Below are 12,895 nucleotides of genomic sequence, written 5' to 3' on the forward strand. Positions count from 1 at the left end.
CATGCGGCACCTCCCGTTTCGAGCGTCAGCGCGTGGCCGGCGCGGAGAAAAATGCCTCGACCATTTCGACGATGCGCCACGTCGAACATGGTCTGCGGCAATGCGCGTCGAAGCCGGCTTCCTTCAGCGTCTGCACCGGATCGGCGGGTAAAACGTTGCTGAGGGCGACGAGCAGCCGCCCGGTGACATCGACATCCATGCGCAGCGTGCGGATAAAGACGTAGCCGGACTCACTGTCCAGACTCGTATCGACGATAAGCGCCTGCGGCTTCCAGCTATTCACGAGCGCGCGCACCGACTTGAGATCCTGCGACAGAATGACCTGCAGGCCCTTCAGGCGAAGCTGTACGGCGAGCGATTCACCGATCGATTTATCCTTATGAGCCACCAGCACGCGCCGAGGCGCATCGCCCGTGTGAGCCCGCTTCATTCGCCACAACGCGAACTCCCGTTCGTTGTTGGCTTGACTGCTTGACATCTCATCCTCCCGGTCTTGGTTGATCTCTTGGTTGATTCGATGCCGAGCATTTTTGACCGGCCGTGCTTTGTCCAACACCCGGCACGGGTAGGGGGTTCAGGGGATTTTGGGAGACTGCCGAATGTATCCCTGCGAAGGGAGGGTGGAAGTCAATCAGCGAACGCGTAATATCGGAACCGTTCTCGGAGCTTTGCAATGGAAAACGGTTATTTCAAAAATGTATTGCTGGTAGAGGACGAAGGGCTGACCAGGAGCGCGATGAAAAGTCTCATCCTGGCGAACGAGCCTTTGCTTGAAATCGACGAAGCGGACGGTTTCGAGCAGGCTAAGGCCAAGTTGTCGGCCAACTCGTATGACCTGATGTTTCTCGACTACCACTTGCGCGGTCAGACCACGGGTATGGATTTGCTCAACTGGATCCGCGAGGAAGATCGCGAAATTCAGACGGTCATGCTTTCAGCCCAGGACGACCGCGATACGGTGCTCGAGTGCATCAAGAACGGCGCGTGCGGATTCATTTCCAAGGGTAGCGAACAGGGCGCGGGCGTGTTCCGCGAGGCGCTCAAGACTATCCTGAACGGCCGCGTCTATCTGCCGAACACGGTACTCGGCAAGGGCGGTCATAGTCCGCGTCCGGTCACGCCTCACGCTGGGATTACCGTCGAATCGCTGGACTTGCCGCCACGGCTTACCGAAACCTTGCGGTATCTTCTGCAGGGCTTATCGAATAAGGCGATTGCGCGGAAGATGAATATCAGCGAAAACACGGCGAAGGAGTATTCCAGCGACTTGCTGGCGCGCTTTCACGTCACGCGGCGCACGTTCCTCATCGTGGAAATGGCGCGGCGAGGAATCGAGATGCCGATGAGCAATACGTCGTCGGCTTCCTGAGACGGTTCTCTGCCAATAATGCGCGGGCGCACCGAGAGGGCGTCCGCGTCGTCGTTTGGGTTCAGGAAATCCGTCGCAAAAGCGCCGCGTCCCCATTTCTCAAAAATTCGGACGAATCCGACGACGGTGTTAAGGTAGAGCCCGTTTATTTCAAGACGGGAATCTGCAGGTGAATAGCGGTTCGAGATTCAGCACACTCCGGCGCGGCGGCGCAGCTTATGCGGTAGCGATGGCGCTGGCCTTGGCACTTGGCGCTTGCGCGCCCCTTCCGCAACAGGCCGATGCCGATGCGGCCGCCGCGGCATCTGCCGCGTCCGCGGCTCAGGCAGCACAGGCGGCGCGTGCTGCCGCCAAGCCCGTGGCACCGTCCCCGCCGGGCGAGCAGCGTATCGTGATCGGCGGCACTAGCGGGTTCCACACGACCGTGAAGACAACGCCGCCCTCGCAAGTCTGCGATACCGACGCTTTCGCCGACGGCGTGCGCTACGGCTACGCGCTCACCTGGAATCGGCTCATCGCTGAGGCGGCGCGCAGCGGTGGCCGCGTCGACAAGCGCAAATTCGATGCATCCGCCGTGCACTCGCAGGACGACCAGTACAAGATCCAGTGGGACGGCAGGGAGCGCACTAACGCGTGCGCGTCGGATGGCTATCTGATTGGACGCATCGTCGGCACGCACCTCGCAGGCTTGAATCTGCGCGACGGCAAGCCGTCTTGAACGCCTTCTAGTTGCTTAGTCGCAAAGGTGGGCCGCAGTGACATAGCGGCTCGCGACCGCGATATCCCCGTAAATCGTGTAGCCGGTGCCGCCCGCGGATTGTTGCGCGACGGCCAGCACCGTCGATGCACCGCCTTTTCCCGCCACCGAAACCGCTTCGGTATCCGCGCTCAGCGAGTATTCGCGTACGCGCCCGCCAATCGGCGTCCACCTGGCCTTGGCGCATTCCACGAAGTCGTAGGGCGCGCGCTGTGAGGTGCCGGAACCGATCGGCACGGTCTTGATGAGGGCGTCGTCCGTGCTTGCGCAGGATGCGAGGACGAGAGCAAAACACGTTGCTGCACAGGTTGTGACAATTTTTCTCATAATTCCTATGACTTTCTCTGCAGTATCCGCTTAATCTGCGCCCCGTGCGCCGAAACTGGCGTGCCGATGCGGTGGCGGTCGATCGTAACCGCAAGGCTGACGAACCGTAAACCCGCCAGTTCTTGCTATTCGAGCACGGTCGGCCGCTTGCAAAACCGCTCCAGCTCACGATTTCCACGTTCTTACCCGTGGTTGTCCCAATATTAGTCAAGTTGGGTCAACCGTCGCCGTTATACAGGCGTTTCTCGCTCTGAAGCCTTTTGTATGGCGCGAGCACGGGCGGCAAGTGTAGACGAGCCGAACGAGCGCTGCGACCGCGCAAGGTTGCGCGGTTCCCGATAACGATGATCAGCGCTCGCGCCGGGCAGTATCCCTGCCCACGCGAGCGCGGGCAAGTTCCAAAGAACGCATGTCTCGCAGAAAGTTGTTCTCCCGGCTTCGCGCCACGTCGATGCCCGCTCGTTTCAGCGGCATCGTTTCCGATCCTCAGCGGCTCGCCGCGCCTGCGCTCACGGTAATCGTCGGCGTGTTGCTGCTCGTGGTCTTCGAGCATCTTTCGCGCGCGGTCAATTATCAGTCGGTGATGCACGCGCTGCGAGCGACGACGCCGCAGGCGTGGCTCGCGGCGCTTTGCGCGACCGCGCTCAGTTTCGCCGCGCTCGTGGGACGCGACGCCGTCGGTTTGCGGCACATTGGCGTGAGCGTGCCGCGTTCGCTTCTGTGGGTCGGCGCGACGGTGGGATCGGCGCTCGGCAACGTGACCGGCTTCGGCGCGCTGACGGGTGGCGCCGTGCGCTGCCGCGTGTATGGCGCGGCCGATGTCACGCCGGCTCAGGTTGGCCGCCTTTCGGTCTTCACGGGCGTCACGCTCGCTTTGTCGCTCGCCTTCATGGCTGCGGCCGGCATGCTGTTCTCGGCGGGCACGCTCGCCGGCATGATGCATCTTTCGCCGACGATCTTGCAGATCATCGGCGCCGCGCTGCTCGCCGTGTTCGTCGCGATGCTTGTCTTTTGCGGCCGCGCGCCGCGCACCTTGCAGTCGCGCTGGAAGTGGCTCGCGTTCACGGTGCCGTCGCGCCGCGATTTCTTGGCACAAACGGCGCTTGCCGTCGTCGATGTGTTCGGCGCCGGTCTCGCACTGTGGGCGCTGTTGCCGGGCGCGCAGGTCGGCTTCGGCGAATTTATGACGGTGTTTTCGGCGGCCATGTTGCTCGGCATGATCGGTCATACGCCGGGCGGCGTGGGCGTATTCGAAGCCGCGATGGTTTTCGCGCTCGGCAGCAGCGCCCGGACGCCGGACGTGCTCGCCGCGTTGCTCGCGTATCGTGCGATCTACTTCGGCCTGCCGCTGATCCTCTCCGCCGGTGTGATGACCGCGTTCGAAGGCCGCGCGCTCAAGGGCAGCTTCGGCTTCCTGCGTCCGAGCCGCGTTTCGCAACTCGCGCCGCTGTTTCTGTCGATCGTGACCTTCGCGGCTGGCTCCATGCTCGTCATCTCCGGCGCCACGCCCGCTTTCAAGATCCGCATTGCGTTCTTGCAGACCGTGCTGCCGCTGTGGGTGCTGGAGAGCTCGCAGCTGCTCGGCAGCGTGCTCGGCGTGCTCCTGTTGTTCGTCGCGCGCGGCCTGATGCGCCGTCTCGATGCGGCGTGGTGGCTCGCGCTCATGCTCGCGGTGGCGAATCTGGCGCTGTCCCTCGCGAAGGGTCTCGCGTTCGTCGAGGCAGGCGTGCTTGCGGTCCTGATCCTCCTGCTCGTCGCGACGCGCGAGCGGTTCAACCGCCGCTCGTCGCTGTTCGCCGAGCGCTTTACGGCGACGTGGCTGTTTTCTATCGGCATGGTGATCGCGGTTGCCGTGTGGATCATGTTCTTCGCTTTCCGCGACGTCGCCTACAACACCGATCTCTGGTGGCAGTTCGCTTTCGACGACCGCGCGCCTCGCGCCTTGCGTGCAACGCTCGCGGCGGGTGTGTTCGCGTCGGCGTTCGCGGTGTGGCAACTGCTGCGTCCGGCGGCAGGCCGTTTCGAGAAACCCGCGCCGCAAGATCTCGCCGATGCCGCGCGCATCTTCCGCGCGCAGGAGCGCAGCGACGCCGGTCTCGCGATGATGGGCGACAAGAGCTTTCTCTTCTCCGAGTCGCGCCAGGCTTTCCTGATGTACGCGAAACACGGCCGCACGTGGGCCGCGCTGCACGATCCGGTCGGGCCGCGCCACGAGTGGGCCGCGTTGATCCGTCAATTCGTCGCGCTCGCGCATTCGCACAACGGCCGCGCGGCGTTCTACCAGGTGCGCGCCGATGCCTTGCCGCTCTATCTCGACGCCGGCCTCACGCTGATGAAGCTCGGCGAGGAAGCGCACGTCGCGTTGTCGGAATTCGATCTGAAGGGCTCGCATCGGTCGCATCTGCGCTATGCGTTGAAGCGCGGCGAACGTGATGGCTTCGATACCGAAGTGATCGATCCGTCGCGTGTCGCCGAATGCATGCCGATGCTGCGCACCATCTCCGACGACTGGCTCGACAGCCGTTCCGCGCGCGAAAAAAGCTTCTCGGTGGCGGCGTTCAACGAGGATTATCTGGCGGCGCAGTCCGTGTTGCTCGTGCGTCAGCAGGGCGCGCCGGTCGCCTTCGTCACCTTCATGACGACGGACATGAACACCGAAGCGACCGTCGGCGTGATGCGCCATGTCGCCGAGGCTTCGCCGTACGCGATGGAATATCTCTTTACCAAGCTCGCGCTGCATCTGAAGGAAGCGGGCTTCAAGTCGCTGTCGCTCGGTATCGCGCCGCTGTCGGGGATGGAGCCGACGCCGCTGGCATCGCACTGGCATCGGCTGGCGGGCCTCGTGTGGCGTTTCGGCGGGCGCTTCTACAACTTCCGCGGTCTGCGCGGATTCAAAAGCAAGTTCCAGCCGCGCTGGGAACCGCGTTACCTCGCGGCGTCCGGTTCGGTTGGCGTATTTTTCACTTTGGCGGACCTATCGCTTCTGGCGGGAGGCTGGCGTTCATGATTTTGAATAGCAAGAAACTGATTGCGGCGGCGCTTGCCGGCATGTCGATGCTGGGCGCGGCTCACGCGGCATCCACGATTTCGGGTGGCACTTATGGCCAGGTCACGCTCACCAAGCCTTCGGGCGACATGACCGGCTTCGTCGTCTTGTTCTCCGAGAAAAGCGGCTGGAATGCGAGCGATCAGCAAGCCGCCGATGCGCTCGCCGCGAAAGGCGCGATGGTCGTCGGCGTCGATACGCCGCGCTACGCCGCCCGCCTGACCGCGGAAAAAGAGAAGTGCCACAACCTCGTCGGCGACGCCGAGAGCATGAGCCATCAGCTCGAACGCACGGTGCAGGCGAGCCACTATTACTCGCCTATTTTCGCGGGCACGGGCCAAGGCGCGATTCTCGCCGAGCAGGCGCTCAAGCAGGCGCCGGACAATACGGTTGCGGGCGCGATATCGCTTGCGCCGGATACTCAACTCGACGCGCGCTTTAATCCGTGTCCGCCCGACCCGACCATCATCCACGCGAAGGGTTTGCCGGGCTTCATGGCGCGCGATGCGGTGCAGCCGGGCCGCGGCAAATCCGATGCGATCGTCGCGATGGCGGCGCCGCATCTGAAGAAGGCGGAAGTCGCGGGCGAGCATGACGTGTCCGATCTGCCGCTCATCGAGTTGCGCGCCGCGCAGCCGACGGATTTGCTTGCCATCGTCATTTCCGGCGATGGCGGCTGGCGCGATCTCGACAAGACGATGGCGCTTGCGCTACAGCGCGATGGCGTGTCGGTGATCGGCATCGATTCGCTGCGCTATTTCTGGAGCGAGAAGTCGCCGCAGCAAACGGCGGCGGATATCGCGCGCGTGGTTCGCACTTACAACGCGCGCTGGCATACGAGCCATGTGGCGCTGGTTGGCTATTCGTTCGGCGCGGACGTCATGCCGTTTGCCTACAACCGTTTGCCGGACGACGTACGCGATCAGGTTTCGTATGTCTCGCTGATGGGTTTTTCGCCGTCGGCGGATTTTCAGATTCGCGTGACGGGTTGGCTCGGCATGCCGGCAAGCGACAAGGCGCTCAAAGTACGGCCCGAACTCAACAAGCTGCCGCCGGCGCTCGTGCAGTGTATCTACGGCGAGAAGGAGGAAGATACGCTGTGTCCGTCGCTGACGAAGACGGGGATCGAGGTGGTGAAGCTGCCAGGCGATCATCATTTCGGTGGCGACTACGATGCCTTGGCGCGGCGCATTCTCGCGGGATGGCGTAAGCAGATCGCGGCGCGAGGAGAACAGGCGCAGACGGCTTCGCGGTAGGCGGGTCGTTCGAGTTTGGTTTGAAAAGCCGAAGCGCGATGGGTCGCGTTTCGGCTTTTTTGCGTTTGCGGACTGCGCTCTTGATTAATGCGGGCGCTTCGTTCGAGTTCGCTCGTTGGTGCGGTTCGAGAGTCAGGGCGCAAGGCGAGCGCCAGTTTCCCGAGCGTCGTCGTTCACGATTCAGCGTCATCGTCTACCATGACCGGACCCTACACGCGGAGTCCGGCATGTCTCTCATCGATCATCTCGACCATCTCGTCCTCACCTGCGTCGACGTGGAGGCGACCAAACGCTTTTACGTCGATGTGCTGCAGATGAAGTTCGAAAGCTTCGGCGCGGACCGTCTCGCGTTTCACTTCGGCAATCAGAAAATCAATCTGCACGTGCGCGGTTCCGAATTCGAACCGAAGGCGCATCTGCCGGTGCCGGGCGCGCTCGATCTGTGCTTCATCGCCGCCGTGCCGCTCGACCGGGTGATCGAACGGCTCGCGCAGATGAACGTGCCGATCATCGAAGGTCCGGTCGAACGAACCGGCGCGACGCAAAAATTGCGCTCGGTCTATGTGCGCGATCCGGACTACAACCTGATCGAGATATCCGAACTCATTTGAGCGGACCGAGATAGTCCAGCTTGCCGATAGGCGCGCCGAGGTGACGCAGGATGTCGTGCGTCGTCACGACATGGAAGTAGAAATTCGGCAGGCCGAAGCCGAAGAGATAATCGACGCCCGAAAACGATGGTTCGAAGTTGGGAAACTTCATCGTGACGGTGCGCGTTTCGCTGTCGGCCAGTGTCTCTTGCTGGATGCTCTTCAGAAACACGATGGTCTTCGCGATGCGCTCTTGTAAAGCGGCAAAGCTGTCTTCGTTGTCTTCGAAACGCGGAGCTTCCGCGCCTGAAAGACGCGCGGCGGAAAGCTTGGCCGTATCGCTTGCACGCTGAATCTGCGCGGCGAGCGGCAGCATGTCGGGGGCGAGACGCGCGTTGATTACATCGGCGTGGGTGAGGCCTTTTTCATCGGCGAAGGCGGCGCCTTTTTCCAGCAGGCTGGCGCAGACTTCGAGTCCGCGAATGAACACGGGAATCGACGCGCGATACATCGAGAGTGACATGGGAGAGCGCTCCTTTTTTGGTTTGTGATGCGGGTAGGGCTAGGGTAGGCGTTTTTGAGTTGCCTCAATCATGGCCGCCGCGCCGAGTATGTCGGCGGGGCATAAGCATAGCGCTGTGAGGTGCGGGCTGCTGAAGTGAATCGGCGAGCCGGCTTGGTGCGTCGCGTTGCGGACATGAAAGCTCGAACGGCTGGCTGCGACGCTTTCCATGAACGGCGATTCGGCGTGCCACGCCGCGAGAACCGCATTCTCACCCAGACGCCTCACCATGTCTCGCGTTCCACTCCCGAAGTCGTTCTTCGTAACGCTCCAGCGCTTCTTCATAAAGATCGAACACGCAAGGATGGCAGCCGCTTTGGCAGCAGTCTTCCGGCAATGGACGTTCGGGGGGCGCAGGGCGCGGGTCGTCGGTAGGGGGCATCTCTCGCTGTGGGGAATCTCATCGGGTCATTGTGCATTGCATGTTGCATGCAACATGCCGCATGCAAAATGCTTCGTCACCCAGGAGCGCACGGTCGTCTAAATTTTGGCGGCGGCCTGCGAACGCCGAATGCGATACTTTCGCGCGAGGCATTCTACAAACCGCGTCGATCGGACACAGGATTCTCCCGATGAACCAGACCGTCAGGCATGCGATTTCTGGTGCGCTCCTAAGCGTGTTGCTGGCCGCGTGCAGCGCGCCTCAGTCCGATGCGGGGCGAGCGCAAACCGCGCAATCGACGCAAGCCGGAAACACAGCGTATAGCGCGGAGATCCGCCGCACGGAGTCGGGCATCCCGCACGTACGCGCGGCGGATTGGGGCAGTCTCGGCTTCGGTTTCGGCTACGCGCAAGCCGAAGACAACCTGTGCACGCTCGCCGATGCCTTCGTCACCTATCGCGGCGAGCGCTCGGCCTCGTTCGGCGCGGAGGCGCGTCCGCCAGCGATGTCGACGTTCGGTCAGCCGCGCAACCTCGATGCCGACTTCTTCTTCCGCATGGTTATCGATCAGGCCGCCGTCGAACGCTATCGCGCGGCGCAAGCCGTCGACCTGCGCGATCTGATCGATGGCTTCGCCTCCGGTTACAACCGCTATCTCGCAGATTTAAACGCGGGCAATTTTCCGAAGTTGCATGCTGCATGCAAAGGCAAGCCGTGGGTCGACAAAATCACATCGGACGATATTTACCGTCGGCTGATCGCGGCGAATCTCGCGGGCGGATCGACGCGCTTCGTGCAGGCGATTGCGGCGGCGCAACCCCCGAAAGCGGGAGCGACGCCGCGCGGGGAGACAACGCCGGACGCGGCGCCGGCGACAAGCAGTACATCGGCTGGTCCGCTGGATGAAAGCGGCGGGCGAATCGCGCCAACGCCATCTCCGGTGAACAAGGGCGCTCTGCTTGCTGCCGCCAGTTCGCGAATGTTGCCGCGCTATCTCAGCGGCGAAGGTCCAGGCATGAGCAATGACGCAGCATCCGGCGCTCCGCTTCATGCCATGAAATCGCACGATTTTTCGGGCTATTCCGCCGGTGACAATCCTGGCCTCAGCAATCAAGCACCCGCATTCGGCACTCCGCTCCACGCCAACAACCCGCTCGATGCCCTGCGCTATCCCATCGGCGAAAACCCCGGCATCGGCAGCAACGCACTCGCATTCGGCGCGCCGGTAACGCGCGACCAACGCAGCATCCTCTTCGGCAATCCGCACTGGTTCTGGCGCGGCCCGGACCGCTTCTATCAGGCGCAACTGACCATCCCCGGACGCGTGAATGTGGCCGGCGTGTCGTTTCTCGGCGTGCCGCTCATCGTGCTCGGCTTCAACGAGAACATCGCGTGGACGCATACCGTATCGAGCGCGCGCCGCTTCGGCATCTTCCAGTTGACGCTCGATCCCGCCGATTCCACGCATTACATGTTCGATGGTCGAAGCCAGCCGATGACGCCCGTGCCGCTCACCGTCCGCGCGCTTCGCGCCGATGGCACGATCGAATCCGTCACGCGCACGCTGTATCGAACGCGCTTCGGTCCGGTGATGGACCTGTCCGCGCTCTCGCCGGCACTTGGATGGAACATACAGCGGGCCTATGCGCTCGCCGATGTCAACGCCGACAACGCACGCGCCTTCCAGAACTTTTTCGCGTGGAACCAGGCGCGCTCGCTCGAGGATTTCATGGCGATCCAGAAGCGCTATGCGGCGATGCCGTGGGCCAACACACTCGCGATCGGCCGCAACGACGCGCGCGTCTGGTTCGCCGACATCGGCGCGATCCCCGACGTGCCCGACGCGCTCGCCGATGCATGCACGCCGCCCGCCGGCCGCGCGCTCGCGAGCCGTATGCCGGGCGTGCCGTTCCTCGACGGTTCGAAGAGCGCCTGCGCGTGGCGCGCGGATGGATCGAGCGTGCAGCAGGGCGCGCTGCCGGTCGCGCAAATGGCGAGCGTCGTGCGCGGCGATTACGTCGGCAACTTCAACGACAGCTACTGGCTCACCAACGCGAACGCGCCGCTCACGGGCCTTGCGCGCGTGGCCGGAGCGACGCGTTACGAGCAGTCGCTGCGCACGCGTTACGGCCATCTGCTCGCGGCGCGGCTGCAGCGCGAGCCGGGCGGCATCACGCGAGACGCGCTGGAAACCGCGGTGCTGGCTACCGGCTCGATGTCGGAGAGACTGTATCGCCAACCGCTGCTCGATGCCGTGTGCAACGGCAACGACGCGCAATACGCTTTGCATGATGCATGCGAAGTGCTGCGCAGCTGGAACGGTTCATCGGATATCGATGCACGCGGCGCGAACCTCTGGGACGAGTTCTGGCAACGCGTGACGCGCCTCGCGCCCGAGCGCCTCTACGCGACGCCCTTCAGCCCCGACAAGCCGCTCGATACGCCGAGCGGCTTCAACATCGACAATCCAGCCGTCGTACAGGATCTGCGACAGGCGCTCGGCGGCGCGGCGCTCGCGCTCCGGCTGAACGGTTTCGCGCTCGATTCGCGGCGCGGCGACATTTTGTATACCACGCGCGCGGGCGAACGCGTGCCGCTCTACGGCGGTTGCGACGAAGCGGGCTACTTTACGGTGGTATGCGCGCGGCGTCCGCTGGACGCGAAGGGGTATCCGATGGACGCGAACGGTCAGGGCGACAGCTACGTACAAGTCGTCTCGTTCGCGGCCGATGGCCCGGGCGGCGTGGAGGCAGACACGCTGCTGTCGCATTCCGAGTCCGACGATCCCGCTTCGCCGCACTCGGCCGATGCCACGCGTCTTTTCTCGGCAAAACAGTGGGCGCGCTTTCCGTTCACCGATCAGGCGATCGAAGCCGATCCAGCCGTTTCGCGCACCGTGATCACGGGAACGCGCTATTGATCATACATATTGAAAAAAATTGCATGTTTGCCGCACGATCAAAGGCATGGGCGCAAAAGGGCCGCGAAACCCGTCTATGATGAAGGTTTTGCCCGCCTGGACACACGCTCATGACTAACGGCGACAATACGCAACACGAAGAAGCGGTACGGCTCGATTCGACGGAACTGCAGCGTTTCGTCGACCAGAAATGGAACGATGAGATCGTGCCCGCGCTGACCGACTACATCGCGGTGCCCGCGAAAAGCCCGATGTTCGACGCGGACTGGGCGCGGAACGGTTTCATCGAACGGGTAGTGACGGACGCGGTGGACTGGGTGAAGGCGCAGCGCGTCACGGGCCTGAAAGTCGAGATCGTGCGTCTGCCTGAACGCACGCCCGTGATCTTCTTCGAAGCGCCCGCAACGCGTTCGGGCAGCACCGAAACCGTCGTGCTGTATGGCCACCTGGACAAGCAGCCTGAATTCGAAGGCTGGCGCAATGATCTCGGCCCGTGGACGCCGAAGTTCGAGGACGGCCGGCTCTACGGCCGGGGCGGTGCGGACGACGGCTACGCGACCTACGCCAGCATCACGGCGCTCGCCGCGCTCGACGCCCAAGGCGTGGAGCGGCCGCGCTGCGTCGGCATCATCGAGACGTGCGAGGAATCGGGCAGCTACGACTTGCTGCCGTATATCGACGCGCTCCGCGAACGCCTGGGCGATGTCGGCCTCGTGATCTGCCTGGACTCCGGCGCGGGCAACTACGACCAGTTGTGGCTCACGACTTCGCTGCGCGGTCTGGTCTCGGGCGACCTCGAAATCCAGGTGCTCGAAGAAGGCCTGCATTCGGGCGGCTACGGCGGCATCGCGCCATCGACCTTTCGCATCATGCGGCAACTGTTCGAGCGGCTCGAAGACGCGGCCACCGGCAACCTGCTCCCGAAGGACTTTCATTGCTCGATTCCCGCGCAACGTCTGCGCGAGGCTGAAGCGACCGCCCGCATTCTCGGCGACGATGTCTGGAAGAAACTGCCGTGGAGTTGTGGCCAGGACGGCGGCAGTGTGTTGCCGACCACTACCGACCCGCAAGAAGCGCTCATCAATTCGACGTGGCGTCCGTCGCTGACGGTCACGGGAGCGGCCGGCCTGCCGTCACTCGCCGACGCCGGCAACGTGCTCGCACCGCGCACCGCGTTCAAGCTGTCGCTGCGTCTGCCGCCGCTTGTCGAAGCCGCCGAAGCGGTCGGTCAGTTGAAGTCGCTGCTGGAACTCGATCCGCCTTACAACGCCAAGGTCACGTTCAAGGCTGAAGCCGGCGCGGCCACTGGCTGGAGCGCGCCCGAGCTTGCGCCCTGGCTGGGGACGTCGTTGAACGATGCATCGCGTCGCTACTTTGGCGCGGATGTCGCATACATGGGGCAGGGCGGCACCATTCCGCTCATGAACACGTTGAAGGAAGGCTTTCCGCGCTCGCAGTTCATGGTGTGCGGCGTGCTCGGCCCGAAGTCCAACGCGCACGGGCCGAACGAATTCCTGCACGTGCCCTACGCAAGGAAACTGACGGCGGCGGTGGCGGAAGTAATTGCTGCTGCGCCCTGATTCAACGCGTCTTCCGGAATCAGAAATCGCCCGCTTCGCGCGGGCTTTTTTTCGGGCCTTTTCAGCGAATTCTTCAAAACGAACTGGTAAGGCCAGTTGATCATGG

The 12,895-nt window shown here is 63.2% G+C and carries 11 protein-coding genes; 7 read left to right on the forward strand and 4 right to left on the reverse strand.

Going from position 1 to position 12,895, the window contains the following annotated elements; all coding sequences use genetic code 11:
- Nucleotides 1–25: 25 nt before the first annotated feature.
- Complete coding sequence (locus ACYQ47_RS02640; protein ID WP_244828312.1) at nt 26–478, reverse strand: response regulator; 453 nt, start codon at nt 476–478, stop codon at nt 26–28.
- A gap of 195 nt (nt 479–673) precedes the next feature.
- Here ACYQ47_RS02640 and ACYQ47_RS02645 point away from each other — a divergent pair, with 195 nt between their 5' ends.
- Nucleotides 674–1,369 carry a response regulator transcription factor gene (locus tag ACYQ47_RS02645; protein ID WP_284503325.1) on the forward strand — a complete coding sequence of 232 codons (696 nt, stop codon included), beginning with the start codon at nt 674–676 and terminating at the stop codon, nt 1,367–1,369.
- A 241-nt stretch (nt 1,370–1,610) separates the two neighbouring features.
- Nucleotides 1,611–2,087, forward strand: a complete 477-nt coding sequence (locus ACYQ47_RS02650; RefSeq protein WP_459904378.1) for a hypothetical protein — start codon at nt 1,611–1,613, stop codon at nt 2,085–2,087.
- Between the two features lie 15 nt (nt 2,088–2,102).
- Here ACYQ47_RS02650 and ACYQ47_RS02655 read toward each other — a convergent pair whose 3' ends face one another.
- Nucleotides 2,103–2,363 carry a hypothetical protein gene (locus tag ACYQ47_RS02655; RefSeq protein WP_459904379.1) on the reverse strand — a complete coding sequence of 87 codons (261 nt, stop codon included), beginning with the start codon at nt 2,361–2,363 and terminating at the stop codon, nt 2,103–2,105.
- Nucleotides 2,364–2,862: 499 nt separating this feature from the next.
- Between ACYQ47_RS02655 and mprF the strand changes: the two genes are divergently transcribed.
- The 3 genes from mprF (at nt 2,863) to ACYQ47_RS02670 (ending at nt 7,366) form a co-directional block, all read left to right on the forward strand.
- Nucleotides 2,863–5,460, forward strand: coding sequence for a bifunctional lysylphosphatidylglycerol flippase/synthetase MprF (gene mprF / locus ACYQ47_RS02660; protein ID WP_309849730.1), 2,598 nt, complete (start codon nt 2,863–2,865; stop codon nt 5,458–5,460).
- Nucleotides 5,457–6,755 (forward strand): virulence factor family protein, encoded by a 1,299-nt coding sequence (locus ACYQ47_RS02665; protein WP_250466868.1) that lies wholly within the window; start codon nt 5,457–5,459, stop codon nt 6,753–6,755. The genes mprF and ACYQ47_RS02665 overlap by 4 nt, the downstream gene beginning before the upstream one ends.
- Before the next feature lie 227 nt (nt 6,756–6,982).
- Entirely contained in the window at nt 6,983–7,366 is a 384-nt protein-coding gene (locus tag ACYQ47_RS02670; protein WP_459904381.1) for a VOC family protein, read from the forward strand.
- Here the strand turns inward: ACYQ47_RS02670 and ACYQ47_RS02675 are convergent.
- On the reverse strand, nt 7,359–7,868 hold the full coding sequence (locus ACYQ47_RS02675; RefSeq protein WP_250466872.1) for a DUF1993 domain-containing protein: 510 nt from the start codon (nt 7,866–7,868) through the stop codon (nt 7,359–7,361). The two genes, ACYQ47_RS02670 and ACYQ47_RS02675, sit on opposite strands and share 8 nt — an antisense overlap.
- Nucleotides 7,869–8,118: 250 nt before the next feature.
- Nucleotides 8,119–8,289 carry an oxidoreductase-like domain-containing protein gene (locus ACYQ47_RS02680; protein ID WP_250509987.1) on the reverse strand — a complete coding sequence of 57 codons (171 nt, stop codon included), beginning with the start codon at nt 8,287–8,289 and terminating at the stop codon, nt 8,119–8,121.
- Nucleotides 8,290–8,479: 190 nt separating this feature from the next.
- Here ACYQ47_RS02680 and ACYQ47_RS02685 point away from each other — a divergent pair, with 190 nt between their 5' ends.
- Together ACYQ47_RS02685 and ACYQ47_RS02690 are read left to right on the forward strand one after the other, a co-directional pair.
- On the forward strand, nt 8,480–11,209 hold the full coding sequence (locus tag ACYQ47_RS02685; RefSeq protein WP_459904382.1) for a penicillin acylase family protein: 2,730 nt from the start codon (nt 8,480–8,482) through the stop codon (nt 11,207–11,209).
- A 110-nt stretch (nt 11,210–11,319) separates the two neighbouring features.
- Complete coding sequence (locus ACYQ47_RS02690) at nt 11,320–12,789, forward strand: M20 family metallopeptidase (protein ID WP_244828301.1); 1,470 nt, start codon at nt 11,320–11,322, stop codon at nt 12,787–12,789.
- The last annotated feature ends 106 nt before the right edge of the window (nt 12,790–12,895 follow it).

The organism is Caballeronia sp. HLA56, from assembly GCF_054655155.1.